This is a genomic window from Kitasatospora sp. Xyl93, assembly GCF_055383135.1.
In genome coordinates this window covers 538481-564749 of record NZ_AP029185.1, presented here as the reverse complement: position 1 = coordinate 564749, position 26269 = coordinate 538481, and the positions used below count along the sequence as shown (strand labels likewise).

Here is a 26269-nt window from a genome sequence, read left to right as displayed (position 1 = left end):
GGACGTATGCGGAACGGGGGTCGGGCGTCAGGGGCGGCGACGTGGAATGGGGGCCGGCCGTCACAGGCGGCGCCGGAAGACGTCGGTGGCGGCGTTGGTGTCGCCGGGCACCAGGTCGCCGTCCTCGGCGTCGAAGAGCACCGTGCCGCCGGTGGCGTCCACGTACGGGGTGCGGGCGTCGGCTGTGCCCTGCCCGCCGGCCCGGGTGAGGCTGACCCGTTCGATCCGGCCGGTCCACAGATCGCGGCGGAAGATGTCGCTGCTGTCATTGGTGTCGCCGGCAACGAGGGTCTCGGCGTAGGACTCGAAGTAGACCCAGCGGCTGTCGGCCGTCATGACGGCGGAACCCGAGGACCGCTTCGTGGTGGTGCCGGGCAGGTCGGTGTTGACCTTGGTGAGCCTGCCGGTGGCCAGCTCGTGGACATACACGTCCAGCCGGATGCCGTGGTTGGAAGTGGGGATCCCGGCGCCGAAGACCGGGAGGGTGTAGACCGCGTGGCGGCCGTCCGGGCTGATCCGGGCGGCCAGGCCGACGCCGCGCCGGGCGCCGGTGCCGTCCACGCTGCCGACGGTGATCCGGCCGGTGTCGGCCTTCCAGACGTAGTACGGGTAGTAGCGGGGGCCGGTGAGCGCGGGCCCGTCGGTGTCGTCGGCGCCCTGGTCGGCGGCTCCGGCCGGGTCGGGCGGCAGCAGGTTCCCGGCGCGGGAGGTGAAGCCGATGGTCGAACCGTCCGCGCTGATGGTCGGGCGGTAGGAGTTGTTTCCGGCCTCCTCGCCGTTCGCGCCGACGGTGACCAGCCGGGTGGTGCGAGTCCGGCGGTCGGTGACGTAGACGTTGAACCGGCCGTGCTCCACCCCGGGCGCGAGGTCGGTGCGGTTGGAGACGTAGGCGACGTAGCGGCCGTCCCGGCTGAGGCTGGGGCTGGTCGCGTCACGGAAGCTCTGGTCGTCGGTGCTCGGTACGCCGGCCGCGCTGACCAGCTCGGTGCGCCCGGTCCGGCGGTCGCGGACGAAGACGTCGCCGGCGTGCTTCGGCTGACCGGGCAGCACGTTGGTGGCGCCGGTGCTGAACGCCACGTACCGTCCGTCGGCGCTGATCGCGGCGTCGGTGGTGGGGGCGTCGAGTCGGGAGCCGTCGTCGGCGACGCTGATCCGTTCGAGGTGCCCGTTGCGCAGATCCCGGACGTAGACCTCGTCCGAGTTCGGGGTGCCGGGCCCGGGCAGCAGGTTGGTCGCGGTCGAGGTGAACAGCGCGGCGCGGCCGTCCTCGCTCAGCCCGAGCGCCGACGAGTAGCCGTTCGGCTGCTCGCCCTTGAAGCCCTCGCTGACCCGGGCGGTGTCGCCCTTGGGCGGCCGGGCCTCGGCGGCGGGCGGCGCGGCGACGGCGGCGACGGTCGCCACGGCGGTGGCCGCCAGCACGGCGGCGGTGCGGGCGAGTCGGCGTCGGGTGGGTGGGTGCGTCATGGATCGTCCTCCCCTGGTGACGGTGCCGGGCCCACGGCCCCCGCGGCCCGGTCGGGAGAGAGCCAAGCCTCCTGCGCGGGGCTGGTCAACGACCGGCGGCGATCTCGTCGGGAAATACGCCACCGGTCGTATCCCCTAGGGGAGTTCAGCGCGTCACAGGCGGCGTCGGAAGACGTCGAGGAAGGTGTCGGCGTCTCCCGGCACCAGGTTGCCGTCGTCGGCGGTGAAGAGCACCGTGTCGCCGGTGGCGTCCACGACCGGGCCGTAGGAGGACGCGGTGCTCTGCCCGCCGTCCCGGGTGAGGCTGACCCGTTCGACCCGCCCGGTCCACAGGTCGCGGCGGAAGACGTCGCTGGTGTCGTTGGTGTCGCCGGGGACCAGGCTGTCGGCGGCGGAGTCGAAGTAGACCCAGCGGTCGTCGGCCGTCATGACCCCGCTGGTGGCGGACCACTTCGCGGTGGTGCCCGGGAGGTCGGTGTTGGCCTTGGTGAGCGTGCCGGTGGCCAGCTCGTGGACGTACACGTCCAGCCGGTCGCCGTGGCTCGGGCCGGGGAGGCCGCCGACCGCCGGGACGCCGTAGACCGCGTAGCGGCCGTCCGGGCTGATCCGGCCGTCGTGGGCGACGCCGACCAGCTCGCCGGCGGCGTCCAGGCTGGCGCCGGTGATCGTGCCCGTGCTGGCCTTCCAGACGTAGTACGGGCGGTAGCGGGGCCCGGTCAGCGCGGGCGCGTCGGCGTCGGCGGCCGGGGTGCCCGGGAGCAGGTTCCCGGCCCGGGAGGCGAAGCCGACGGTGGCGCCGTCCGCGCTGATCGTCGGGGTGAAGGAGTGGTTGTCGGCGCCCTCGCCCTCGGTGCCGGCGGTGACCAGCCGGGTGGTGCCGGTCCAGCGGTCGGTGACGTAGATGTTGGACTTGCCGCGCTTCACGCCGGGGGCGAGGTCGGTGCGGGTGGAGGCGTAGGCGACGTAGCGGCCGTCCCGGCTGAGGCTGGGGCTGGTCGCGTCGCGGATGCTCTGGTCGTCGGTGCTCGGCAGGGTTCCGGCGGAGACCAGCTCGGTGCGGCCGGTCCAGCGGTCGCGGACGAAGACGTCGCCGGCGTGCTTCGGCTGGCCGGGCAGCACGTTGGTGGCGGCGGTGCTGAACGCCACGAACCGGCCGTCGCCGCTGATCGCGGCGTCGGTGGTGGGGGCGTCGAGCCGGGAACCGTCGTCGGCGACGCTGATCCGTTCGAGGTGGCCGTTGCGCAGGTCCCGGACGTAGACCTCGCCGGAGTCCGGTGCGCCGGGCGTGGCGGGCCCGGGCAGCAGGTTGGTCGCGGTCGAGGTGAACAGCGCGGCGCGGCCGTCCTCGCTCAGCCCGAGCGCGGTCGACGGGCCGTTCGGCTGCTCGCCCTTGAAGCCCTCGCTGACCCGGGCGGTGTCGCCCTTGGGCGGCCGGGCCTCGGCGGCGGGCGGCGCGGCGACGGCGGCGACGGCCGCCACGGCGGTGGCCGCCAGCACGGCGGCGGTGCGGGCGAGCCGGCGTCGGGTGGGTGGGTGCGTCATGGATCGTCCTCCCCTGGTGACGGTGCCGGGCCCACGGCCCCCGCGGCCCGGTCGGTACGAGCCAAGCGCCGGGCCGGGCGGGCGGTCAACGAGCGGAGGCGATCTCGTCCGGAAATGCGCCACCGGCGGTGCCCGCGGCCGAAACCGCCGCTCCGGTGGGGCCGGGCCCGCGCTGCGGCCGGTCCGCCGCACCGCGCCGCGCTGGCAGAATTGATCCGTGATCGACGCACGACGGCTGCGGACCCTGCGGGCCGTGGCGGACCACCGCACCGTGACCGCCGCGGCGGCCGCCCTCTACCTGACCCCCTCCGCCGTCTCCCAGCAGCTGGCCGCCCTGGAGCAGGAGACCGGCCACCACCTGCTCGCCCGGGAGGGCCGGGGCGTACGGCTGACCGCCGCCGGGGAGATCCTGCTCGGCCACGCCGACGTGGTGCTCGCCCAGCTGGAGCGCGCCGAGGCCGACCTCGCCGCGTACAGCGCGGGCGTCTCCGGGGAGGTCACCGTCGCCTCCTTCGCGACCGCCATCGCCTCCGTGCTCGCCCCCGCCGTCGGCCTGCTCGCCGGGCGCGCGCCCGGGGTGCGGCTCAAGGTGCTGGACGCCGAGGGCGACGCCAGCCTGCCGATGGTGCTGGACGGCCGCGCCGACCTCGCGGTGGCCGTCGAGTACCGGGGCGCCCCGCGCGCCGACGACGCCCGGCTGACCCGGGTGCCGCTGTACGCCGAGCCCTTCGAGGCCGTGCTGCCGCTCGGCCACCGGCTGGCCGGGGAGGCCGGCCCGCTGGCCGTCGCCGCGCTGGCCGACGAGCCGTGGATCGGGCCGTACCCGGGCAACCCCTGCCACGACGTGGTGCTGCTGGCCTGCGAGCACGCCGGGTTCCAGCCCCGGCTGCTGCACTCCTCGGACGACTTCCGCGCCGTGGTGGCGCTCGCCTCGGCGGGCCTGGGGGTGGCGCTGGTGCCGCGCTCGGCGCTGCGCGGCGTCGACCTCGGCGCGGTCGCGGTGCGCCCGGTGGACAGCGAGCTGGCCACCCGCCGGGTCTTCGCCGCCGTCCGGGCGGGCGCCGACGGGCATCCGCTGATCCGGCCGGTCCTGGACTCCCTCGCCGAGGCGGCCGCAGGCTCCTAACGGGCCCGGAGCGGGAGCGGCGCTGCCCGGAAGAGGCCCGGAAAAGGCTGTGCGGCTGCTCGGCGTCCCGGGTCGGGCGGCCGCGCCGTGTGCAGCTGGCGTGGCGTCCCGGCCCGGGCGGCCGGGCAGCCGCAGGTCCTCGGGGTCGGTCCGGTGCCCGGCCGCCGGCACCCGGTGTCGAGGGGTGGTCCGGCGGTACCGATCGGTTCCGACTCGAAAACGGTACCGATCGGTGCCGTTTGGCGTCAAGGGCGGTTAGGATCGGTGGCATGGCAGTCAACGCACGGGCGCGCCTGCTGAGCACGGCGGAGTCCCTCTTCTACGCCCACGGGATCCACGCGGTCGGCGTGGAGCGCATCCTCTCCGAGTCCGGCGTGGGCCGGGCCTCCTTCTACCGGCACTTCGCCGGCAAGGAGGCGCTGGTGACGGCCGTCCTGGAAGGCCGCGACCAGCGGTGGCGCGCCTGGCTCTCCGAGCGGGTCGCGGCCCACGGCGGCCACCCGCTGACCGTCTTCGACGCGCTGGCCGAACGCTTCGCGGCCCAGGACTACCGCGGCTGCGTGGCCATCAACACGATGACCGAGATCTCCGACCGCGCCAGCCCGGCCCGCGAGATGGCGGCGCTCCACAAACGGCGCGTCATCGAGCTGGTCGAGCAGCTCATGCGGGACGCCGACATCCCCGAACCCGCCGAGCGGGCACGGCAGTTCGCCCTCCTGATGGACGGCGCCATCGTCACCGCCCTGCGCGAGGGCACCCCGGACGCCGCCCTGCGGGCCCGCGGCATCGCCGAGACCCTGCTGGCCGCCCGGCCGGACGCATCGGGCGGGATCGGCGACGCATAGGGTGGAGGCGGCCGACGACCGCGCACCACAGGAGTCCCCATGAGTTCGACAGCCGCACCCGACACCCGGCTCCCGGTCGGGGTGATCGGCCTCGGCGACATCGCGCAGAAGGCCTACCTGCCGGTGCTCACCGCACTGCCCGGGCTCGACCTGCGGCTGATGACCCGCGACGCGGCCAAGCTGGACCGGCTCGGCGAGGCCCACCGGATCGCCCCCGAGCACCGCTTCACCGACCTCGGCGCGCTGATCGCCGGCGGCATCCGCGCCGCCTTCGTGCACGCCGCCACCGACCAGCACGTCCCGATCGTCGAGCAGCTGCTCACCGCCGGGGTGGACGTCTACGTCGACAAGCCGCTCGACTACACCCTGGATGGCGCCCGCCGGCTGGTCGACCTCGCCGACCGCACCGGCCGCTCCCTGATGGTCGGCTTCAACCGCCGCCACGCGCCCGGCTACGCCCAGGCCAAGGAGCGCCCGCGCGACCTGATCGTGCTCCAGAAGAACCGCGAGGGCCTGCCCGAGACCGCCCGCACCCTGGTGTACGACGACTTCATCCACGTCGTGGACCTGCTGCGCTTCCTGGCCCCCGGCGAGATCGAGCACGTGGACGTCCGGGCCCGCACCCGGGACGGGCTGGTCGAGCACGTGGTGCTCACCCTCGGCGGGGCCGGGTTCACCGCGCTGGGCATCATGAACCGGCTGTCCGGCTCCACCGAGGAGGTGCTGGAGGTCTCCGGCGGCGACTCCAAGCGCGAGGTGCGCAACCTGGCCGAGGTGATCGACCACCGCGGCCAGCCGACCGTCCGGCGCCGCGGCGACTGGGTGCCGGTGGCCCGGCAGCGCGGCATCGAGCAGTGCGTGCTGGCCTTCCTGGCGGCCGTCCGGGCCGGGCAGACCCTGGACGCCCACGACGCGCTGCGCACCCACGAGCTGTGCGAGCTGGTCGTGGAGCGGATCGAGGCCTCCTGGGAGTCCGCCGGGGCGGGCTGTGAGCAGCCCGGACTGACCGTGAGTCACGTCACCCCGGTGGAACCGACAGTTCACCGGAGAGGTCTTGTCGGGGCGTTTTCTACGCGCGTATCTTGAGGGGCGCCGCGGGGGGCGGGTGTTCGTTCCCCCGCTTCTTCCCCACGCGAGTAGCCGCGCCCGAAGCGCGCCTCCGCCCGGACCGCCGTGCCACGACCGTGCCGCACGGCGGAGCTAGGAGTCCTGCCCGGTGACCACCGCCCCCGCTCCCCGCCCCCGCAGAGCCCTGCTGCGCGCCGCCCTGATCCCGGCCTCGCTGGCCGCCTCGCTGGTGCTCGTCCCACTGCCGGTGGCGAACGCCGCCGCCCCCGCGACCCCCGCCCCGACCGAGGCCGGCCCGCTGCGGATCCACGACGTCCAGGGCGGCACCCGGATATCCCCGCAGGCCGGCAAGCCCGTCACCGGCGTGCCCGGCATCGTCACCGGCGTGCGCGCGTACGGCAGTTCCAAGGGCTTCTGGATCCAGGACCCGAACCCGGACGCCGACCCGGCCACCAGCGAGGGCGTCTTCGTCTTCACCGGCGGCAACCCGACCGTGAAGGTCGGCGACTCGGTGCTGGTGAGCGGCAAAGTCACCGAGTACTACCCGAACTTCAACGGCGGCTCGCAGTCCCTCACCGAGATCTCCGCCCCGGGCGTCACCGTCCTGTCGGCCGGCAACCCGCTGCCCGCCCCGGTGGTCGTGGACACCCGCAACATCCCCGGCACCTACAGCCCGGCGGCCGGCGCGGACGGCTCCATCGACGGCGTCGGGCTCCGCCCGGAGAAGTACACCCTGGACTTCTACGAGTCCCTGGAGGGCATGCTCGTCCAGGTCAAGGACGTCCGGGTGATCCAGGCCACCGACAAGTACAACGAGCTGTGGGTCGCCGCCGACCGCCAGGACCAGCGCAGCAAGCGCGGCGGCGTGCTGTACGAGTCCTACCGCGAGCCCAACGTCGGCCGCCTGATGGTCCAGCAGCAGGCCGCGGTCTCCCAGCAGCCCTTCCCGGTGGCCAACGTCGGCGACGAGCTGACCGGCACCACCAGCGGCCCGCTGGACTACAACAACTTCGGCGGCTACACCCTGGTCGCCGGCACCATGGGCACGCTGAAGGACAACCACCTCCAGCGCGAGGTCACCGCCCAGCCCGGCGACCGCGAACTCACCCTCGCCACCTACAACGTGGAGAACCTGGCCCCGGGCAACCCGGACGCCAAGTTCGCCGAGCTGGCCCAGGGCGTCGTCACCAACCTGCGCTCGCCCGACATCATCGCCCTGGAGGAGATCCAGGACGACAACGGCGCCAAGAACGACGGCACGGTGGGCGCGAGCCAGACCGTCGCCAAGTTCACCGCCGCGATCAGGGCGGCCGGCGGCCCGTCCTACGACTGGCGCTCGATCGACCCGCAGGACGGCAAGGACGGCGGCGAGCCCGGCGGCAACATCCGCCAGGTCTTCCTGTTCAACCCGCAGCGGGTGTCCTTCACCGACATCCCCGGCGGCACCGCCACCACCGCCGTCGGCGTGACCGGCACCGGCGCGGACGCCGCGCTGACCGCCTCGCCCGGCCGGATCGAGCCGAACGACGAGGCCTGGACCAACAGCCGCAAGCCGCTGGTCGGCCAGTTCTCCTTCCGCGGCAAGAAGGTCTTCGTGATCGCCAACCACTTCAACAGCAAGGGCGGCGACCAGGGCATCGACAGCCGGTTCCAGCAGCCGACCCGCGGCTCCGAGGTGCAGCGGACCAGGCAGGCCACCGTCGAACAGGCCTTCGTCGCCGGGCTGCTGGCCGCCGACAAGGAGGCCAAGGTCGTCTCCCTCGGCGACTTCAACGACTACCAGTTCTCGCCCGCGCTCGCCGCGCTCACCAAGGACGGCGTGCTGCGCGACCTGGTGAACGAGCTGCCGGAGACCGAGCAGTACTCGTACGTCTTCCAGGGCAACTCGCAGGTGCTGGACCACATCCTGGTCAGCCCCGAGGTCGGCTACGCCAAGTACGACGTGGTGCACATCAACGCCGAGTTCGCCCAGCAGGCCAGCGACCACGACCCGCAGGTGGTCCGCATCAAGCCGTAGTACCGGCCACGGCTATCCTGCCTCCGCCACCGGTGACCGCCGGCGGCGGAGGCAGTGCCGTGTGACGGGGAGCGGAGCCGATGTCGATGCCGACGGAGTACCGGGTCGAGCGGATCGGGCGGGCCGACTGGCAGCGCCTGCGGGCCGTGCGGCTGGCCCAACTCCTCGACACGCCCCTGGCGTTCGGCGAGACCCACGAGGCCGCCGGCCGGCACGGCGAGGGCGAGTGGCGGGCCCGCTGCGACTGGCTCAACGAACCCGACCGGCTCGGGCTGGTCGCGGTGGACGCCGCGGGGGAGTGGGTCGGCACCATGCTGTCCGCCCCGAACCGGACGCAGGCCCGCGCGCTCGACCTGATCGGCGTCTGGGTGGACCCGGCGCACCGCGGCCGCGGGCGCGGCGTCGCCGACGGCCTGCTGGACGCGGTGCTCGCCTGGGCGCGGGTCCGGGGCGCCGGGCGGATGCTGCTCGGGGTGCACGAGGCGAACCCCCGCGCCGCCGCGTTCTACCGGCGGCGCGGGTTCGCCTACACGGGGGAGTCGACGCCGTACGTGCTGGACGCCTCGGCGCGGATCCTGGAGATGGCCCTGCCGCTGGGCTGACCAGCGCGCGGCGGCCCGGGCCCGGGCACGGCGGCCCGGCCCGGGCACGGCGGCCCGGCCCGGGCACGGATCAGCGGAGGTACGGCTCAGCCCAGGTACTGGGCCAGCGCCTCGCCGGTCAGCGTGGACCGGGCGGCGACCAGCTCGGCCGGGGTGCCCTCGAAGACCACCCGCCCGCCGTCGTGGCCGGCGCCCGGTCCGAGGTCGATGATCCAGTCGGCGTGCGCCATCACCGCCGGGTGGTGCTCGATCACGATCACCGACTTGCCGGACTCCACCAGCCGGTCCAGCAGCCCGAGCAGCTGCTCGACGTCCGCCAGGTGCAGGCCGGTGGTCGGCTCGTCCAGCACGTACACCCCGCCCTTGTCCGCCATGTGGGTGGCCAGCTTGAGCCGCTGCCGCTCGCCGCCGGAGAGCGTGGTGAGCGGCTGGCCGAGGCTCACGTAGCCGAGCCCGACGTCGGCGAGCCGCTCCAGGATGCGGTGCGCGGCCGGGAGCTTCGCCTCGCCCGAGCCGAAGAACTCCTCCGCCTCCGTCACCGGCATCGCCAGCACCTCGGCGATGTCCCGCCCGCCCAGGTGGTAATCCAGCACCGCCGGCTGGTAGCGCTTGCCCTCGCAGTCCTCGCAGGTGGTGGCCACCCCGGCCATCATCGCCAGGTCGGTGTAGACCACCCCCGCGCCGTTGCAGGTCGGGCAGGCGCCCTCGGAGTTCGCGCTGAACAGGGCCGGCTTCACGCCGTTGGCCTTGGCGAAGGCCTTGCGGATCGGCTCCAGCAGCCCGGTGTAGGTGGCCGGGTTGCTGCGCCGGGAGCCCTTGATCGCGCCCTGGTCGACGGAGACCACGCCCTCCTCGGCGCGGATCGAGCCGTGGATCAGCGAGCTCTTGCCGGAGCCCGCCACGCCGGTCACCACGGTGAGCACCCCGAGCGGGACGTCCACGTCCACGTCCCGCAGGTTGTGGGTGCTCGCGCCGCGGATCTCCAGCGCGCCGGTGGGCTTGCGCACGGTCGCCCGCAGCGGCGTCCGGTCGGACAGGTGGCGGCCGGTCACCGTGCCGCTGGTGCGCAGCCCCGCCACGTCGCCCTCGTAGCAGACCGTGCCGCCCGCCGTACCGGCCCCGGGGCCGAGGTCGACCACGTGGTCGGCGATCGCGATGGTCTGCGGCTTGTGCTCCACCACCAGCACCGTGTTGCCCTTGTCCCGTAGGCGCAGCAGCAGCCGGTTCATCCGGTCGATGTCGTGCGGGTGCAGGCCGGTGGTGGGCTCGTCGAAGACGTAGGTGGTGTCGGTGAGCGAGGAGCCGAGGTGGCGGATCATCTTGACCCGCTGCGCCTCGCCGCCGGAGAGGGTGCCGGAGGGGCGGTCGAGGGAGAGGTAGCCGAGGCCGATCTCCACGAAGGAGTCGAGGGCCTGCCGGAGCGTGCCGAGCAACGGCGCCACCGAGGGCTCGTCCAGGCCGCGGACCCAGTCGGCGAGGTCGCTGATCTGCATCGCGCAGGCGTCGGCGATGCTGATCCCGGCGATCCTGGAGGAGCGGGCGGCCTCGCTGAGCCGGGTGCCCCCGCAGTCGGGGCAGGCGGTGAAGGTCACGGCCCGCTCCACGAAGGCCCGGATGTGCGGCTGCAGCGCCTCCTTGTCCTTGGCGAGCATGGACTTCTGGATCTTGGGGACGAGGCCCTCGTAGGTGAGGTTGACGCCGTTGACCTTGACCTTGGTCGGCTCCCGGTACAGGAAGTCCCGCAGCTCCTGCTCGGTGTACTCGCGGATCGGCTTGTCCGGGTCGAGGAAGCCCGAGTTGGCGTAGACGCCGACCGTCCACCAGCTGTCCGTCTTCCAGCCCGGGATGGTGATCGCGCCCTCGGAGATCGACTTGCCGTCGTCGAACAGCTGGGTGAGGTCGATGTCCGAGACGGTGCCGCGGCCCTCGCAGCGCGGGCACATGCCGCCGGTGATGCTGAAGCTGCGCCGTTCCTTGACCGTCCGGCCGGCGCGCTCGACGGTGACGGCGCCGGCGCCGCTGATCGAGGGGACGTTGAAGGAGAAGGCCTTGGGGGAGCCGATGTGCGGGGTGCCCAGGCGGCTGAACAGGATGCGCAGCATCGCGTTGGCGTCGGTGGCGGTGCCGACGGTGGAGCGCGGGTCGGCGCCCATCCGCTGCTGGTCGACGATGATCGCCGTGGTCAGGCCCTCCAGGACGTCCACCTCGGGACGGGCCAGGGTGGGCATGAAGCCCTGGACGAAGGCGCTGTAGGTCTCGTTGATCAGCCGCTGGGACTCGGCGGCGACGGTGTCGAAGACCAGCGAGCTCTTGCCCGAGCCGGACACCCCGGTGAACACCGTCAGCCGGCGCTTGGGGATGTCGACGCTGACGTCCTTGAGGTTGTTCTCGCGGGCGCCGTGCACGCGGATCAGGTCGTGGCTGTCGGCGACGTGCGGCTGCGCGTCCGTCCGCTTGGGCATCGTTCTCTTCGCTCCCTGGCTCTCGGCGGTCTGGGTGGAGGGGGCCGGGCGGGCCCGCCCCGCGGCCGCCGTCGGTGTGCTCGGACCCCCCGATCCAACCATCGATCCGGCCGGGATCGAACAGGATTCGAGTACGGCCGACGGCGGGAGGGAGGGCGAGGGTGGGGGCGACGGCGGGGCGGGCGCGCTGCCCGGCGGCTCGGCGCGGTGCGGCCCGGGCCGGGCCCGGCTCAGCCCAGCTCGTTGAAGCGGACCATGTTGCCCGCCGGGTCGCGGAACGCGCAGTCGCGGACGCCGTACGGCTGCTTCGTCGGCTCCTGGACCAGCTCGGCGCCGCCGGACTTCAGCCGGTCGAAGACGCCGTCCAGGTCGGTGGTGCCCAGGACGAGCCGGGCGTAGGTGCCCTTGGCCATCATCTCGGTGACGGTCCGCTGCTCCTCCTCGGTGCGGCCCGGGGCGGCGGAGGCCGGCTCCAGCACCAGGGAGACGTCGGGCTGGCCGACGGGGCCGACGGTGATCCAGCGCATCGCGCCGCCGCCGACGTCGCTGCGCACCTCGAAGCCGAGCAGGTCGCGGTAGAAGGCGAGGGAGGCCTCGGGGTCGGTGTGCGGGAGGAAGGTCCAGTGAATGGTGATCTCGTTCATGACTGCAACGCTAGGCGCGCACCCCGGCGGGGCGCTTCTCGAATCCTGATCGGTCCGCCCGGCCGCCCTGGGGGCGGTGATCGTCACGGCATGGACGCGACCGTGCTGGTCGGGGCCGTCGGCCGGGGTCGTCGGCCGGGCGGCTGGACCGGGTCGATCCGCGACGATCCGTTATTCTCAGGGGAGTTGACGTCCCTCGGAGCCGGGGAGGATGACCTGTGGCCGTGCACGTGACCGTGTGGGACGACCGCGATCGGGCCGGAGCGGACCGGGCCCCGGCGGGCCCGGCGACCTCGGTGGACCCGGACGCCCCCGCCCTCTTCGTCCACAACATCTTCAGCTGGGGCAGCGACCCCGCGTACGGGTTCGCCGGGCAGCGGCCCCTCGCGGACGGCCGGCGGCTCCTCCTGGTGGACCGCCGGGGCTACGGCGACAGCCCGGACACCGCGCGCAGCGACTTCGAGGTCGACGCCGAGGACGTCGTGGAGGTCCTCGAAGGCGGGGCCCGGGCCGCGGGGCCCGGCGGCGCCCACCTGGTGGGGCACGGGAACGGCGCCGTCGCCGTGCTCCTCGCCGCCGCGCGCCGGCCCGACCTCGTCCGCTCGCTCGCCCTCGTCCAGCCCTCCGCCTTCACCGCCGCCGCGCACCATCCGGTCGTCGCCGCCCTCCTCGACCGGGTGCGCGAGGGCGCCCCGGGCATCCCGGACGACGTCACGCCGGAGCAGTACCTGCGTGCGTCCACCGAGGGGCTGGGGATGGAGATGCCCGAGCCCACGGAGCGCCGGCTCCGCGCCGTGGCCACGTCCATGGGCGAGCGGCCTGTTTGGGAGGCGGAGATCCCGCTGGAGGCGATCCGGGGGGCCGCCCTGCCGGTCCTGGTGATCTGCGGGACCTGGGAGGGCGCGCCCGCCGCGTACCGCGAGCACGTGGGGCTCCCCCTGATGGCCGTGGCCGAGTCCCTCACGGAGTCCCTCGCGGGCCGGCTCCTCCGGGTGCCCGGGTACTACCCGCACACCCAGGAGCCCGCCGCCGTCAACGCCGCCCTGCGGGAGTTCTGGGGCTGACCCGGTCCCGCGTCGGCCACCGGTCCCGCGCAGCCCCGACTCGCCCGGCGACCCCCACCGGCGACGAGGCCACGGCCCGGGAGCCGGGCCTCGTCCCGGCGGACACGCGAGAGGGCGTGTCTGACAATTCCCGCCGGGCACGCGACGCCGGGGCACGCACCTCGCCGCGTTGTCGTCGGTCGCCAATGCTCCGCAGTGGCTCCCTCCTCCGCCTTGCGATGCACGCACCCCAACGCCGCTCGCTGATCCGACGCCAATTGTCAGACACGCCCTAGCAGTCGGGGATGGTGGTGCCGTTGTTGTCCCTGGCCGTGTCGTTGCCCCAGCGGGACAGGTAGAAGGCCGACACCCACTGGCCGGCCGGGCCGGCGTCCGGGTCCGTCCTCAGCCACCAGTGGTTGTAGGCGTCGCCGTTGGAGACCTCGCGGCCCCAGGCCTTGCAGTACACGTAGTTCGTGCCCTGGTTCAGCGTGCCGGTGGCGTTGGTGGAGGTCGGCGAGGCGTAGACGCTCGCGCTCGCGAAGGTGTCCACCCAGTACTTGCCGGTGGCGGGCGGGGTGCCGCCGCCCGCGCAGGTGGGGATGGTGGTGCCGTTGTTGTCCTTAGCCACGTCGTTGCCCCAGCGGGACAGGTAGAAGGCCGACACCCACTGGCCGCCGGGGCCCACGTCCGGGTCCGTCTTCAGCCACCAGTGGTTGTAGGCGCCGCCGTTGGAGACCTCGCGGCCCCAGGCCTTGCAGAAGACGTAGTTCGTGCCTTGGTACAGCGTCCCGGTGCTGGTGGTGGAGGTCGGGGAGCCGTACACCGGCGCGTCGGCGAGGGTGTCCACCCAGTACTGGCCGCTGTTCGACGGGGGCGTGGTGGGCGGGGTCGTGCTGCCGGGCCCGTACAGCCGGATGGCGCCGTAGTAGTCGCCGTGCGAGGAGAGCGCCGCCACCTGGACGTGGCCGCCGGAGTAGGGGGCCTCGACGATCCAGCCCTGCCCGAGGTACATCGCGACGTGGTGGATGGTGGAGGCGGTGTTGCCGAAGAACACCAGGTCGCCGGGGAGCAGCGGTGCGGTGCCGTCCGCCCGGTAGTAGCGGGCGACCGCGCGGGAGGTCGGCCACTGGGTCCGGGTGGTGCCGTTGACGACGTCCTCGCCGACCGCCAGGTCGTAGGCGTAGCGGACCATGCCGGAGCAGTCCAGACCGCGGACGTGGCAGTCGTTCGGCGCGCCGTTGGCGGGGTCGCAGAGGCCGTAGGTCGGGCCGGGCTGCGAGCCGTGGCCGCCGCCCCACGAGTACGGGGTGCCGATCAGCCCGCAGGCCGAGCGGACGGCGGCGTCCGCCTGCGCCGCCCCGCCGGTGGAGAGCACCCCGCAGGCGGGCGCGGCCTGGGCCGCTCCGGCGCCGACGAAGAACACTCCGACCGACACCAGGACCGACAGCAGGGCCGCCCACCGCAGGGAGGCGATCAGCCGTCCTGACAGGAGGTTTACGCGCGTAGTCATGGTCGCGCATCCTTTCCGAACCGCTGACTCCGGGTCAATGGCCGTGTCCCACCTACGTCCTGTGGTTCCGCGCAGTTGCCGGTCCGGGTGTTCCGGGCACGCCGACCGGCAACTGCGCGGCATCCGGCCGGCGTCCGGCCCGACCGGAGGCGGCGGGGGCCCGGCTACCGCAGCCCGGCGCCCGGACGGGCCGGGGCGCCGCCCAGGTCGATGACCAGGCGGACGACGAGCGAGCCGAGGGCGGCCTCGACGGCGGGGACGGTGCCGCCGCGATGGATGGTGACCAGGAGCGCGACGGCGCCGCCGGCGTGCCGGTCGAGCGGCTCGGTGTCCAGGACGCCCACCGCGTGCGGCAGGTGGGCCCGGGTCCAGCGCAGACCGGCCTCGCCGCGGTGGACCACCACGACCCGGACCGTCGGGAGGAGGAAGCGGGGCGCGAGCAGGGCGGCGAGGTTGCCGGTCAGGCCGTCCCCGTGCACGACGAGGGTGTCGGGGGCCGAGGCGGCCAGGCAGGAGAGGGCGTAGCGGACGACGGCGTACGGCTCGACCAGGGTGGCGCGGGCGGCGGGGAGGTCCTCGGGCAGGTGGGAGACCAGGCCGCCGCGGACGGCCGAGGCGCCGATCAGGACGCGCTGCTGGAACAGGCCCGGCACGTTGTGGCCGAGGAGGAAGGAGGGGTCGCCGGGGTGGGTCGGGTTGACGACCACCCAGTCGCCGCGGACCGTCGCGGGGATGGCGTGGGACTCCGTACGGGTCCCGCTGGGGCAGGCGTGAGCCGACGGCCCTGACCGGGCGTCGGCTCACGTGGTTCGGGCGGGCGGCTGTCGCGGTTCGGGCAGGTGGCGTCAGGGCCCGGGCAGGTGGCGTCAGGGCCCGGGCGGGCGGCGTCGGTGCCCGGGCGGGCGGCGTCGGGGGCGGTCGGCCCTTGGTGGGTCGGCCCTGGTGGTTCGGCCGGTCAGCCGCCGGTGCCCGGGCGGTGGACGGTGAGGTCGCCGTAGGCCGACAGCGCGCCGGCCAGGTCGCCGGGTTCCTGCCGCAGGGTGGCGTCCAGGAAGGCGAGCGTGGTCGCGGCGACGATGTGCGGACCCCGGGTGCGGCCCAGGGAGCCGACCAGCGAGGGCACCGGCGGCAGGTACAGGGGCGCGTCCGTGAAGGTGAGGTGGGCGGCACCGGGGACGGTGAGCCGGTAGCCCGTCGCGGTGCTGCGCCCGAGGACCTCGTTGAGGCGCGGGAGGTACCGCGGGTCGGTCGTCGGGCCGAGGGCCTGGGTGAGCGCCAGCGCCGGCTGGTGGAAGGGGAGCGGCTCGGGGTCGCGGGGGTAGCCGTCCAGGTCGATGACGGCGGCGAACCGGCGGTCCTGGCGGGCTGCCTGCAGGGCGGCGGCGCCGCCCAGCGAGTGGCCGGTCGCCGCGGCCCGGCCGGTGTCCAGCCGTCCGGCCAGCGGGCCGTCGATCTCGCCCCGGTCCAGCCGTCCCAGCTGGGTGAGGACGAAGCCGAGGTCCGCGGCCCGGATCCCGGTCGTCTCGGCGGCCCGCCGGTCGTCCTCGGCGTCGTCGCCGGTGGCGGCGAGCGCGGTGCCGACCGTCCGGCCGTCGGCGAGCACGACGGCGGCGGAGTCGTACGGGTGGTCGAGCGCGGCGACCACGTAGCCGTGACTGGCCAGCTCCTCCGCCCAGGCGGTGTTCTGGGTGCGCACGCCGCCCAGTCCGGGGGAGAACAGCACGACCGGGAACCGTCCGCCGTCGCCGGCCACCGGGGCGTCGACCACCGCGTGGCCGTGGGCGCGCGGAACCCCGTCGACCAGGAAGCCGGGGAGGCCGGAGTAGCGGGCGAGGGCGCCGGCGACGGTCCGCGCCTCCTGCTCCGTACGGCCGAGGTACCGGGCCCGCTGCGCACCCGCGGGGCTGCGTTGCGCGGGGTACCAGAGCTGGACCACGACCGTGCGCCGGTCACCGGGTTCGGGCGTGGCGGTCTCGGGGCGCTCCGGGTCGGTCCACTGCACCACCCGGGTGCCGACCGCGAAGCGGCCGGTCGGCTCGGGGAGGACGGGGACGGGGAAGGCCCAGGCGGCCGCCGGGCCCGTGGCGGTCAGGGCGGCGCAGACGAGCGAACCCGGCAGCGCCACCCACCAGCGGGCCCGCCTGACCGGTCGGCCGGCACGCCGGCGCAGCAGCGGGGAGACGGCGAACGGCAGCGCCAGGGCGCCACCCGCCAGGACCGGCAGCAGCTGCCAGCGGAGCCCCGACACACCCAGTGCTGCCGCGGACAGCGCGAAGACCGGTCCCGCCGCGACGGTGACGGGCGGCCGGGCGGCGGGCGGAAGCCAGCGCGCCACGACCAGTGCGAGGGCTGCCAGCAGGGCGAGGATTTCCAGGGGGGACATCTGCGGTCCCGTGATGATGTCGGTCACCCGGCCATCGTCGGCGCGCGGTGCGCGCCGCCACATCGATCCCGGGTCGCCACCGCGTGCGACCGGAGCCGCAACCGGCGGCACGTCCCCCGCCGACCGCGGCCGCACCCGGAAGCGTCGCCCGTGCGACCGGAGTCGCAGTCCGGCACGCCTGATCAGCGGTCCTTCTGCGACCCCGGGAGGTGGTGGGACTCCTCCTGCGGTCGTACTCCGGACCGCCGCCCTCCGACGGTGGACTCATGCGCTCCGCCTGCGCGCGGCCCTACGGTGGCAGGGCCGCGGTACGCGGAGGCGGGCCCGACCGGGCCGCCATGACGCCGGATCGACAGGGACGTGCGATGACCGAGGCGGCAGCGGGCACCGGCGGTGCCAGTCCGGTGCGGCGGCGGGACAGGGTGCCGGGCCGGGTGCTCCGGGCGTGGGCGGCCGTACGGCCGGCGGAGTACGCCGACCCGGGCGCCGCGTCCTCCGCTTGGGCGGCGCGAGCGCTGAGCGCCGCCCGGCGCCGGGGCTCCCGGCTGCCGCCCACCGTGTGGGACTCGCTGCTGCCCGCGCTGCTCGTCCTCAACATCGCGACCACGCGCGGGCCGCAGGACCTGCCGGAGGCCGCCGGCTTCACGGCCGCGCTCGCGCTGCCCCTGGTGTGGCGGCGCCGGGCGCCGCTCACCGTGTTCGGCACCGTTGCGGCCGTGGCCTTCGTCCAGTGGCTGATGGACGTCCAACTGCCCGCGGACATCGCCCTGTTGGTGGCGCTCTACACGGTGGCCGCGAACGCGGGGCGGCGCGCCACCCTGGTCGCCGGTGCCGTCGTGGAGGCGGGCGCCCTGCTGGCCTGCCTGCGCTGGACGGCGGACGGCGCGTTCCTCACCCCCTTCGTCGCGGCGAGCGCGATGGCCGTCGCCGCCGCCGTCCTCGGCGTGAACGTGCGGACCACGCGTGCCTACCTCGCGGCCGTGGAGGAACGGGCCGCCCGCCTGGAGCAGCAGCAGGAACAGCAGGCGCGGCTGGCCGTCGCCGAGGAGCGGGCCCGCATCACCCGCGAGATGCACGACATCGTCACCCACAACCTGTCCGTCATGGTCGCGCTCACCGACGCCGCCGTCTACGCGCAGCACCGGTCGCCCGAGAAGGCGACCGCCGCGATGCTCCAGATCTCCGAGACCGGCCGACAGGCCCTGACCGACATGCGGCGCTCCCTGGGCCTGCTGCGCACCGACGAACCGGACGCCGAACCGGACGTGGAGCGCCACCCGCTGCCCGGCATCGCCCAACTGCGGGCCCTGGCCGACCAGATGTGCGCCGCCGGGCTGCCGACCCGGCTGGAGGTCCACGGCAGCCACACCCACGTCCCCGCCACCGCCCAACTGACCGTCTACCGCCTGGTACAGGAAGCCTTGACCAACGCTTTCAAGCACACACCCCCCGGCACCCGGGCGAACGTCCGGGTGCGGTGCTCGGCCGTGGACGTCACCGTCGACGTCACCGACAGCGGCCCGTGCCCGCCGTCCTCCGGCGCCACTCCCGCCGGCCACGGCATCCCCGGCATGCGCGAGCGCGCCGCCGCCTACGGGGGGACGTTGCGGGCCGGACCGCTGCCGGACGGCGGCTGGGGCGTCCGGACCCGCCTCGACCTCGGCGGCGGCACGGAGGCGCCCGCATGACGATCCGCATCCTGATCGCCGACGACGAGGCGCTGCTCCGGATGGCCTTCGGCACCGTCCTGGAGGCCCAGCCCGACATGGCCCCGGTCGGCGAGGCCGCGGACGGCGCCGAGGCCGTCCGCCTCGCCCGGGAACTGCGGCCCGACGTCGTCCTCATGGACGTCCGGATGCCCGGCACCGACGGGATCGAGGCGACCAGGCGGCTGGTGCGGGCCTCCCCGCAGAGCAGGGTGCTGATCCTCACCACCTTCGACCTCGACGAGTACGCCTTCGCCGGACTCGACGCCGGAGCCTCGGGCTTCCTGCTGAAGAACACCAGGCCTGAGGAACTGCTCACCGCGATCCGCAGCGTGGCCGCCGGCGACGCGGTGGTCTCCCCGCGGATCACCCGCCTCCTCCTGGAGAACTTCCGCCCTCACCTCCCCGGCAGCCGGGACACCGCCCGCGACACCGCCCGCGACGAGCGCCTGCGACGGCTCACCCCCCGCGAACGCGAGGTGCTCGTCCAGGTCGGCCGCGGCCTGTCCAACACCGAGATCGCGGCCACCCTGCACCTCGCGGAGGCCACCGTCAAGTCCCACCTCGGCCGCGTCCTGCAGAAGCTCGAACTCCGCGACCGCATCCAGGCCGTGGTCTTCGCCTACGAGTCCCGCCTCGTCCACCCGACCTGACCCGGCCGCCCGCTGGGTGGGGAGAGGCATCGGATCTCGCCGCAGGTCAGGGGCCGACCCCGCCGCCGCGCCAACCGGCCGAGGGCCGTGCCCGGTCACGGCCCGGTGGCCGGCCAGACGGCCGCGGCCGCCGTGACGGTGAGCCCGGCGTTGAGTGCGATCCGGCGGTCTCCGCCCGTGAGGTGGACGGTGATCGCGCCGATCTGCAGGAGGACGAAGCCGATGGCCGCGGCCGGTGCCAGGGAGGGGACGACGCCGGTCAGCGGTGGCAGGAGCAGGCCGGTCGCGCCGAGTATCTCGACCGTCCCCAGGGCTCTGAGGGCGGGCAGGGGCAGGCGGTCGACCCAGGCCATCATCGGGCGGAGTTCATCGCGGCTGCGGACCGCCTTCAGCGTGCCCGCGTAGCAGTAGAAGAGCGCGAGCGGTCCCGCGACGATCCAGTAGACGGCGTTCATGGTTCCCGTTCATGGGCCGCCGGTCCACGGCGGCCCGTCGATGGTGTGGTTCGCCGGGAGGGGCCCTTCACCCTAGGCCGGTGGCGGGCTCGGTCGCGTAGCGGCTCATCGCGTCGAGGGTGGTCCGGGGCGTCTGCAGCCGGCCGGTGGCGAGCACGAGTGGCCCTGGTGCCGCTGGCCGACATGGCGCCGAGCCGAGTGGTGGCGGTGTGGAACGCGGGGGACACCAACCCGTTGGTCCGCTCCTTCGTCGAGACCGCCACGGCCGCGTACCGCCGCTGAGCACGTGCGTCGGCCGGTCCGGCGCGGCACCGGTGTGCGCCCTGGCGCAATCCGCGGACCCACCCGGTGCCACCGTCGTCCGTCGGCGCCGGAGGCGGGTGGCCGACGCCGGGGGAGCGCGGCTACTGTGCGCGGATGTCGTACCGACTCGACGCCGTCATCGGCGACTTCGACCGCTTGCGGAGCTGGGCCCAAGGCGTGCCGGGGGCGGTGGTCGCCCCGCTCGGGCAGCGCCTGGGGCTGCTGCCGCTGTCCACCGCGCTCCGCGGTGAGCTGCCGCGGATCCTTCGTGAGCTCTCGCGGAGCGGGCCGGTGGCCCGGGTCGAAGCGGACTTCTGGGGCGGCGACGGGGACCAGACCGCCGCCGTCTGGCGGGCCGGTGCGCGGGAGTGGGGGCCCGTGCACACCGCGGAGTTCAGTGGTCCGCGGGAGGAGTGGCCGATCAACGCGGCGCTCGCCCGGCTCGGGGTGGCGCCGGCCGGCCCCGGCGCGCCGGACCACCGCGACCTGTTCCTGGAGGTGGGGCTCGGCCGGGGACGGGACGAGGAGGACTGGCGTCGGGCCGCGCTGAAGGCCCGCGACGTGGCCGACTACGACGAGTGGCACGCCGGGGAGCGGGCCGAGCGCGAGCGCGGGGAGCGCGCCGCAGCCGAGCGCGCCGTCCACCGGCGGCTGCCCGGCGTCCCGGTGCCGCTGGACGGCGGGGAGATCATCGCCCTGCTCGGCCTTCCGCCGGGCCGGACGATCGGAGCGGCCATCCGCCACCTCCAGCAACTCCACCTCGACCGAGGCCCCCAGTCCCGCGCGGAAGCCGAAGCCGCACTGCGCACCTGGGCGGCGGAGCAGGGGCTGACCCCCGCCGCGGAGTAGCGGGACGGCGACTCGACAGGCCGCCGTCGGCGGTCAGGGCACGGACACCCGGGCGGTCGCCGTCCCGCCCGTTCCCGTTCCGGAGGGCGGGAAACGGATGCCCGAAAACAAGCAAGCATGATTGCTTTTTTCTTCGGGCGGTGCCACGCTGCTGCCCGGCGGCGCCCGTCCGAGGATGCCGTCAACTCACCGGCAGGGGAGGCGCATTGGCGCGCGACGGCACGGTACTGCGGATCGGCAACGCCTCGGGGTTCTACGGGGACCGCTTCGCCGCGGTGCGGGAGATGCTCACCGGCGGGCCGCTGGACGTGCTCACCGGGGACTACCTGGCCGAGCTGACCATGCTGATCCTCGCCCGGGACCGCTTGAAGGACCCGTCGCTCGGCTACGCCCGGACCTTCCTGCGGCAGATGGAGGAGTGCCTCGGCCTGGCCCGCGAGCGGGACGTGAAGATCGTGGTCAACGCCGGCGGCCTCAACCCGGCCCGGCTCGCCGAGGAGCTGCGCGCGCTGGCCCGGCGGCTGGGCGTGGAGGCCTCCGTCGCCCATGTCGAGGGTGACGACCTGCTGCCACGCCGGGCCGAACTCGGACTGCCCGACGGCTTGTTGGCCGCCAATGCCTACCTCGGCGGGTTCGGCGTCGCCGCCTGCCTGGCCGCGGGCGCCGACGTGGTGGTGACCGGCCGGGTGACGGACGCGGCGCTGGTCGTCGGCCCCGGGATCGCCCACTTCGGCTGGACCCACGAGGACCTGGACGCCCTGGCCGGCGCGGTGGTGGCCGGGCACGTCCTGGAGTGCGGCGCCCAGGCGACCGGCGGCAACTACGCCTTCTTCCAGGAGCACGACGTCACCCGCCCCGGCTTCCCGCTCGCCGAACTCCACGCCGACGGCTCCAGTGTGATCACCAAGCACCCGGGCACCGGCGGCGCCGTCACCACCGGCACCGTCACCGCCCAACTCCTGTACGAGACCGGCGGACCGCACTACCTCGGCCCGGACGTCACGGCCAGGCTGGACACCGTGCGGCTCACCGAGGAGGGCCCGGACCGGGTCCGGATCGACGGCGTGCGCGGCGAGGCCCCGCCGCCCACCCTGAAGGCGGGCCTCAACCGGCTCGGCGGCCACCTCAACGAAGTGGTGTTCCTGCTGACCGGCCTGGACATCGAGGCGAAGGCCGCCCTGGTGCGGCGGCAGTTCGCCCAGGCGCTGCCGCCCGGCGCCCGCCCCGCCGAACTGCGCTGGACGCTGGCCCGCACCGACCACCCGGACGCCCCGACCGAGGAGGCCGCCTCCGCCCTGCTCCGGCTGGCCGCCCGCGACCCGGACCCGGCCCGGGTCGGGCGCGAACTCGGCAGGGCCGCCGTGGAGTCGGGGCTGTCCGGGTACCCCGGCTTCCACCTCGCCGCCCCGCCCGGGCCGGGTGCGCCGTACGGGGTGTTCAGCGCCGCGTACGTCGACGCCGAGGCCGTCGAGCACACCGCCGTCCTGCCGGACGGCCGCCGGATCGCCGTACCGCCGGCGCCCGTCACCACCGCCCAACCGGAGCCGGTGGAAGCCGAGTTGCCGGAGCCGCCGGCGGCCGGGCCCACCCGGCGGGCCCCGCTCGGCCTGGTGGCCGGCGCACGCAGCGGCGACAAGGGCGGCGACGCCAACCTCGGCGTCTGGGCCCGTTCGGCGGACGGCTGGCGCTGGCTGGCGCACACCCTCACCGTCGAGAGGCTCCGCGAACTCCTCCCCGAGACGGCCGACCTGCCCGTCACCCGGTATCTGCTGCCGAACCTGCGCGCGGTCAACTTCACCCTCACCGGCCTGCTCGGCGAGGGCGTCGCCGCCCGGCACCGCTTCGACCCGCAGGCCAAGGCCCTCGGGGAGTGGCTGCGCTCCCGCCACCTCGACATCCCGGAGGCCCTGCTGTGACCGCCCTGACCACCCGCGTCGACCCGGCCGGTCCCGAGTACGCCGAGCACCGCGCCGCGATGCTCGCCAGGCTCGCCGAGCTCGACGCCGAGCACGCCAAGGCACTGGCCGGCGGCGGCCCCGCGTACGTGGAGCGCCACCGCGGGCGCGGCAAGCTGCTGGCCCGCGAGCGGATCGAGCTGCTGGTCGACCCGGACTCCCCGTTCCTGGAGCTGTCCCCGCTGGCCGCCTGGGGGAGCGACCACCCGGTGGGCGCGGCCCTGGTCACCGGCATCGGCGTGATCGAGGGGGTGGAGTGCGTGATCACCGCCAACGACCCGACGGTGCGCGGCGGCGCCAGCAACCCCTGGACCCTCCGCAAGGCCCTGCGGGCCAACGAGATCGCGCTGGTCAACCGCCTCCCGCTGGTCAACCTGGTCGAGTCCGGCGGCGCCGACCTGCCCAGCCAGAAGGAGATCTTCATCCCCGGCGGCGCCCTCTTCCGCGACCTCACCCGGCTCTCCGCCGCCGGAGTCCCCACCGTGGCCGTGGTGTTCGGCAACTCGACGGCCGGCGGCGCCTACGTGCCGGGCATGTCCGACCACACCGTGCTGGTCAAGGAGCGCGCCAAGGTGTTCCTCGGCGGCCCGCCGCTGGTGCGGATGGCCACCGGTGAGGAGGCCGACGACGAGTCGCTGGGCGGCGCCGAGATGCACGCCCGGGTCTCCGGCCTGGCCGACCACTTCGCCGTGGACGAGGCGGACGCGCTGCGGACCGCCCGCCGGATCGTCGCCCGGCTCGACCACCGCAAGCCCGGCCCCGACCCGGACCCGCTGGCCGAGCCGCCCAGGTACGACGAGGAGGAGCTGCTCGGCATCGTCCCGGGGGACCTCAAGGTGCCCTTCGACCCGCGCGAGGTGATCGCCCGGATCGTCGACGGCTCCGACTTCGACGAGTTCAAACCGCTCTACGGCACCAGCCTGGCCACCGGCTGGGCCCGCCTGCACGGCTACCCGGTGGGTGTGCTGGCCAACGCCCAGGGCGTGCTGTTCAGCCAGGAGTCCCAGAAGGCCGCCCAGTTCATCCAGCTGGCCAACCAGCGGAACACCCCGCTGCTGTTCCTGCACAACACCACCGGCTACATGGTCGGCAAGGACTACGAGCAGGGCGGCATCATCAAGCACGGCGCGATGATGATCAACGCCGTCGCCAACTCCACCGTGCCGCACCTGTCCGTGCTGATGGGCGCCTCCTACGGCGCCGGCCACTACGGCATGTGCGGCCGCGCCTTCGAGCCGCGCTTCCTGTTCGCCTGGCCGAGCGCCAAGTCCGCGGTGATGGGCCCCCAGCAGCTCGCCGGGGTGCTGTCGATCGTCGCCCGGCAGTCCGCCGCGGCCAAGGGGCGGCCGTACGACGAGGACGCGGACGCGGCGATCCGGGCGATGGTCGAGCAGCAGATCGAGGCCGAGTCCCTGCCGGCGTTCCTCTCCGGCCGGCTCTACGACGACGGCGTCATCGACCCGCGCGACACCCGGACGGTGCTCGGCCTGTGCCTGTCCGCGATCCACAACGCGCCGGTCGAGGGCGCGCGCGGCTACGGCGTCTTCCGACTGTAAGGGACTCCCGAGACATGATCACCAACCTGCTGGTCGCCAACCGGGGTGAGATCGCCCGCCGGGTCTTCCGCACCTGCCGGGAGCTCGGCATCGCGACCACCGCCGTCCACTCCGACCCGGACGCGGGCGCCCCGCACGTGCGCGAGGCCGACGCCGCCGTCCGGCTGCCCGGCGCCTCGCCCGCCGACACCTACCTGCGCGCCGACCTGATCGTCCGGGCCGCGCTGGCCGCCGGGGCCGACGCCGTCCACCCCGGGTACGGGTTCCTGTCCGAGAACGCCGGGTTCGCCCGGGCCGTGCTGGACGCCGGCCTGGTCTGGGTCGGCCCGCCGCCGGCCGCGATCGCCGCGATGGGCTCCAAGACCGCCGCCAAGCGGCTGATGGCCGAAGCCGGGGTGCCGGTGCTGGGCGCCCTCACCGAGCCCACCGAGGCCGACCTGCCGCTGCTGGTCAAGGCCGCCGCGGGCGGCGGCGGACGCGGCATGCGGGTCGTCCGGAGCCTGGCCGACCTCCCCGGCGAACTGGCGGCCGCCCGCGCCGAGGCGGCCAAGGCCTTCGGCTCGGACGAGGTGTTCTGCGAGCGCTACCTGCCCGCCGGCCGCCACGTCGAGGTCCAACTGCTGGCCGACACCCACGGCACCGTCTGGGCGGTCGGCGACCGCGACTGCTCGCTGCAGCGGCGGCACCAGAAGGTGATCGAGGAGGCCCCGGCCCCCGGCCTGCCGGCGGAGGTCCGCACCGCGCTGCACGCGGCGGCCCGCGACGCGGCCGGGGCGATCGGCTACACGGGCGCCGGCACCGCCGAGTTCCTGCTCGCCGAGGACGGCCGGTTCTACTTCCTGGAGATGAACACCCGCCTCCAGGTCGAACACCCGGTCACCGAGGCGGTCACCGGCCTGGACCTGGTGGCCCTGCAACTCGCCGTCGCCGAGGGCGAGCGGCTGCCGCCCGAGCCCCCCGCCCCCAGCGGCCACGCGATCGAGGCCCGGCTATACGCCGAGGACCCGGCCCAGGACTGGCGGCCCGCCACCGGCACCCTGCACCGGCTCGAACTCACCGTCCCGCACCAGGAGTTCACCGGCGCCGGGATCCGGCTGGACGCCGGCGTGGAGGCCGGCAGCGAGATCACCCCGCACTACGACGCGATGCTCGCCAAGGTGATCGCCTGGGCGCCCACCCGCGCGGCCGCCGCCCGCCGGCTCGCCGACGCGCTCGCCCGCGCCCGGATCCACGGCCCGGCCACCAACCGGGAGCTGCTGGTCCGCGCGCTGCGCCACCCGGCCTTCCTGGCCGCCGAGTTGCACACCGGCTTCCTGGCCGAGCACTCGGACGACCTCACCGCCCCGGACACCGGGGGTGTCGAACGCGCCGCGCTGGCCGCCGCCCTGGCCGACGCGGCCGGCCGCCGGGGCGCGCTGCCCTCCGGCTGGCGCAACCTGCCCTCCCAGCCGCAGCTCAGGCGCTACCGGGCCGAGGGCGGCACGGAGAGCGGCGCCGAAGCGGACACCGAGGACGGCGCCGAGGTGACCGTGCGCTACCGGCTCACCCGCACCGGCCTGCTGGCCGAAGGCCACCCGGAGGTCGAACTCGTGGAGGCCGCGCCGGACCGGGTGGTGCTGTCCGAGGGCGGGCTCCGGCGCACCTACCGGATCGCCCGGTACGGCAACCGGGTGCACGTCGACACCCCGGCCGGCGGCACCGCGCTCACCGCCCTGCCGCGCTTCCCCGACCCCGCCGTTCGCACCGACCCCGGGGCGCTGCTCGCCCCGATGCCCGGCACCGTCGTCCGGGTCGTCGCCGCCGTCGGGGAGACCGTCGCCGCGGGGCAGCCGCTGCTGGTCCTGGAGGCGATGAAGATGGAGCACCGCGTCGCCGCCCCGGCCGACGGCACCCTCGTCGAACTGCTCGCCGCCCCCGGCCGGCAGGTCGAGACCGGCACCCTGCTGGCCGTCGTCCAGCCCGCCCCGGCTGTGCAGCCCGTGCCAGCCGTGCAGCCCGCCCCGACCGCCGCCCAGCCCGCCCCGACCGCCGCCCAGCCCGCCCCGGCCGTCGTCCGGCCCACCGAAGCCTGAGGAAGGACCCG

Annotated in this window: 20 protein-coding genes; 12 read left to right on the top strand and 8 right to left on the bottom strand. The window is 75.0% G+C overall.

Annotation, left to right across the window (positions count from 1 at the left end; all coding sequences use genetic code 11):
- Positions 1 to 60 precede the first annotated feature (60 nt).
- Together ACZ5GH_RS02545 and ACZ5GH_RS02540 are read right to left on the bottom strand one after the other, a co-directional pair.
- Positions 61 to 1464, bottom strand: a complete 1404-nt coding sequence (locus ACZ5GH_RS02545) for a TolB family protein (RefSeq protein ID WP_464333269.1) — start codon at positions 1462 to 1464, stop codon at positions 61 to 63.
- 153 nt (positions 1465 to 1617) lie between these two features.
- Positions 1618 to 3006 (bottom strand): hypothetical protein, encoded by a 1389-nt coding sequence (locus ACZ5GH_RS02540; RefSeq protein ID WP_464333268.1) that lies wholly within the window; start codon positions 3004 to 3006, stop codon positions 1618 to 1620.
- 217 nt (positions 3007 to 3223) lie between these two features.
- Between ACZ5GH_RS02540 and ACZ5GH_RS02535 the strand changes: the two genes are divergently transcribed.
- The 5 genes from ACZ5GH_RS02535 (at position 3224) to ACZ5GH_RS02515 (ending at position 8664) form a co-directional block, all read left to right on the top strand.
- Complete coding sequence (locus ACZ5GH_RS02535; RefSeq protein ID WP_464333267.1) at positions 3224 to 4132, top strand: LysR family transcriptional regulator; 909 nt, start codon at positions 3224 to 3226, stop codon at positions 4130 to 4132.
- Positions 4133 to 4401: 269 nt separating this feature from the next.
- A complete protein-coding gene (locus ACZ5GH_RS02530; RefSeq protein ID WP_387747725.1) occupies positions 4402 to 4977 on the top strand; it encodes a TetR/AcrR family transcriptional regulator in 576 nt (191 codons plus the stop codon).
- A gap of 39 nt (positions 4978 to 5016) precedes the next feature.
- Complete coding sequence (locus ACZ5GH_RS02525; protein WP_464333266.1) at positions 5017 to 6063, top strand: Gfo/Idh/MocA family protein; 1047 nt, start codon at positions 5017 to 5019, stop codon at positions 6061 to 6063.
- 130 nt (positions 6064 to 6193) lie between these two features.
- Positions 6194 to 8062 carry an endonuclease/exonuclease/phosphatase family protein gene (locus ACZ5GH_RS02520; RefSeq protein WP_464333265.1) on the top strand — a complete coding sequence of 623 codons (1869 nt, stop codon included), beginning with the start codon at positions 6194 to 6196 and terminating at the stop codon, positions 8060 to 8062.
- An 80-nt stretch (positions 8063 to 8142) separates the two neighbouring features.
- The gene (locus ACZ5GH_RS02515) at positions 8143 to 8664 is read left to right on the top strand and encodes a GNAT family N-acetyltransferase (RefSeq protein ID WP_464333264.1); all 522 of its coding nucleotides are present in this window, start codon (positions 8143 to 8145) and stop codon (positions 8662 to 8664) included.
- Between the two features lie 86 nt (positions 8665 to 8750).
- Here the strand turns inward: ACZ5GH_RS02515 and ACZ5GH_RS02510 are convergent, their stop codons facing one another.
- Positions 8751 to 11126 carry an ATP-binding cassette domain-containing protein gene (locus ACZ5GH_RS02510; RefSeq protein WP_387747733.1) on the bottom strand — a complete coding sequence of 792 codons (2376 nt, stop codon included), beginning with the start codon at positions 11124 to 11126 and terminating at the stop codon, positions 8751 to 8753.
- 230 nt (positions 11127 to 11356) lie between these two features.
- On the bottom strand, positions 11357 to 11770 hold the full coding sequence (locus ACZ5GH_RS02505; protein WP_387747735.1) for a VOC family protein: 414 nt from the start codon (positions 11768 to 11770) through the stop codon (positions 11357 to 11359).
- 218 nt (positions 11771 to 11988) lie between these two features.
- Here ACZ5GH_RS02505 and ACZ5GH_RS02500 point away from each other — a divergent pair, with 218 nt between their 5' ends.
- A complete protein-coding gene (locus ACZ5GH_RS02500; protein ID WP_464333263.1) occupies positions 11989 to 12834 on the top strand; it encodes an alpha/beta fold hydrolase in 846 nt (281 codons plus the stop codon).
- A gap of 271 nt (positions 12835 to 13105) precedes the next feature.
- Here the strand turns inward: ACZ5GH_RS02500 and ACZ5GH_RS02495 are convergent, their stop codons facing one another.
- The 3 genes from ACZ5GH_RS02495 to ACZ5GH_RS02485 form a co-directional block, all read right to left on the bottom strand.
- Positions 13106 to 14326, bottom strand: coding sequence for a C40 family peptidase (locus ACZ5GH_RS02495; protein ID WP_464333262.1), 1221 nt, complete (start codon positions 14324 to 14326; stop codon positions 13106 to 13108).
- A gap of 164 nt (positions 14327 to 14490) precedes the next feature.
- Entirely contained in the window at positions 14491 to 15033 is a 543-nt protein-coding gene (locus ACZ5GH_RS02490; RefSeq protein WP_464333261.1) for a hypothetical protein, read from the bottom strand.
- A gap of 248 nt (positions 15034 to 15281) precedes the next feature.
- Positions 15282 to 16772 (bottom strand): alpha/beta hydrolase family protein, encoded by a 1491-nt coding sequence (locus tag ACZ5GH_RS02485; protein WP_464333260.1) that lies wholly within the window; start codon positions 16770 to 16772, stop codon positions 15282 to 15284.
- 302 nt (positions 16773 to 17074) lie between these two features.
- On the opposite strand from ACZ5GH_RS02485, the gene ACZ5GH_RS02480 reads away from it, so the two are divergent.
- The gene (locus ACZ5GH_RS02480) at positions 17075 to 18397 is read left to right on the top strand and encodes a sensor histidine kinase (protein WP_464333259.1); all 1323 of its coding nucleotides are present in this window, start codon (positions 17075 to 17077) and stop codon (positions 18395 to 18397) included.
- The gene (locus ACZ5GH_RS02475) at positions 18394 to 19068 is read left to right on the top strand and encodes a response regulator (RefSeq protein ID WP_464333258.1); all 675 of its coding nucleotides are present in this window, start codon (positions 18394 to 18396) and stop codon (positions 19066 to 19068) included. The genes ACZ5GH_RS02480 and ACZ5GH_RS02475 overlap by 4 nt, the downstream gene beginning before the upstream one ends.
- Positions 19069 to 19163: 95 nt before the next feature.
- Here ACZ5GH_RS02475 and ACZ5GH_RS02470 read toward each other — a convergent pair whose 3' ends face one another.
- Positions 19164 to 19523: a DoxX family protein gene (locus ACZ5GH_RS02470; RefSeq protein WP_387747749.1), complete on the bottom strand. Its 360-nt coding sequence runs from the start codon at positions 19521 to 19523 to the stop codon at positions 19164 to 19166.
- Between the two features lie 417 nt (positions 19524 to 19940).
- Between ACZ5GH_RS02470 and ACZ5GH_RS02465 the strand changes: the two genes are divergently transcribed.
- From ACZ5GH_RS02465 to ACZ5GH_RS02450, 4 genes are all read left to right on the top strand, one after another.
- Positions 19941 to 20675, top strand: coding sequence for a hypothetical protein (locus tag ACZ5GH_RS02465; RefSeq protein ID WP_464333257.1), 735 nt, complete (start codon positions 19941 to 19943; stop codon positions 20673 to 20675).
- A 206-nt stretch (positions 20676 to 20881) separates the two neighbouring features.
- Positions 20882 to 22591 carry an acyclic terpene utilization AtuA family protein gene (locus tag ACZ5GH_RS02460; protein WP_387747753.1) on the top strand — a complete coding sequence of 570 codons (1710 nt, stop codon included), beginning with the start codon at positions 20882 to 20884 and terminating at the stop codon, positions 22589 to 22591.
- Entirely contained in the window at positions 22588 to 24186 is a 1599-nt protein-coding gene (locus ACZ5GH_RS02455; protein WP_387747755.1) for an acyl-CoA carboxylase subunit beta, read from the top strand. The genes ACZ5GH_RS02460 and ACZ5GH_RS02455 overlap by 4 nt, the downstream gene beginning before the upstream one ends.
- A gap of 14 nt (positions 24187 to 24200) precedes the next feature.
- Positions 24201 to 26258: an acetyl/propionyl/methylcrotonyl-CoA carboxylase subunit alpha gene (locus ACZ5GH_RS02450; RefSeq protein ID WP_464333256.1), complete on the top strand. Its 2058-nt coding sequence runs from the start codon at positions 24201 to 24203 to the stop codon at positions 26256 to 26258.
- Positions 26259 to 26269 lie beyond the last annotated feature (11 nt).

Bases quoted from the DNA above. Each gene is read 5' to 3' on its own strand.
- ACZ5GH_RS02545 (WP_464333269.1), bottom strand. From the start codon at position 1,464: ATGACGCACCCACCCACCCGACGCCGACTCGCCCGCACCGCCGCCGTG.
- ACZ5GH_RS02540 (WP_464333268.1), bottom strand. From the start codon at position 3,006: ATGACGCACCCACCCACCCGACGCCGGCTCGCCCGCACCGCCGCCGTG.
- ACZ5GH_RS02530 (WP_387747725.1), top strand. From the start codon at position 4,402: ATGGCAGTCAACGCACGGGCGCGCCTGCTGAGCACGGCGGAGTCCCTC.
- ACZ5GH_RS02525 (WP_464333266.1), top strand. From the start codon at position 5,017: ATGAGTTCGACAGCCGCACCCGACACCCGGCTCCCGGTCGGGGTGATC.
- ACZ5GH_RS02515 (WP_464333264.1), top strand. From the start codon at position 8,143: ATGTCGATGCCGACGGAGTACCGGGTCGAGCGGATCGGGCGGGCCGAC.
- ACZ5GH_RS02510 (WP_387747733.1), bottom strand. From the start codon at position 11,126: ATGCCCAAGCGGACGGACGCGCAGCCGCACGTCGCCGACAGCCACGAC.
- ACZ5GH_RS02505 (WP_387747735.1), bottom strand. From the start codon at position 11,770: ATGAACGAGATCACCATTCACTGGACCTTCCTCCCGCACACCGACCCC.
- ACZ5GH_RS02495 (WP_464333262.1), bottom strand. From the start codon at position 14,326: ATGACTACGCGCGTAAACCTCCTGTCAGGACGGCTGATCGCCTCCCTG.
- ACZ5GH_RS02485 (WP_464333260.1), bottom strand. From the start codon at position 16,772: ATGTGGCGGCGCGCACCGCGCGCCGACGATGGCCGGGTGACCGACATC.
- ACZ5GH_RS02480 (WP_464333259.1), top strand. From the start codon at position 17,075: ATGACCGAGGCGGCAGCGGGCACCGGCGGTGCCAGTCCGGTGCGGCGG.
- ACZ5GH_RS02475 (WP_464333258.1), top strand. From the start codon at position 18,394: ATGACGATCCGCATCCTGATCGCCGACGACGAGGCGCTGCTCCGGATG.
- ACZ5GH_RS02470 (WP_387747749.1), bottom strand. From the start codon at position 19,523: ATGAACGCCGTCTACTGGATCGTCGCGGGACCGCTCGCGCTCTTCTAC.
- ACZ5GH_RS02465 (WP_464333257.1), top strand. From the start codon at position 19,941: ATGTCGTACCGACTCGACGCCGTCATCGGCGACTTCGACCGCTTGCGG.
- ACZ5GH_RS02450 (WP_464333256.1), top strand. From the start codon at position 24,201: ATGATCACCAACCTGCTGGTCGCCAACCGGGGTGAGATCGCCCGCCGG.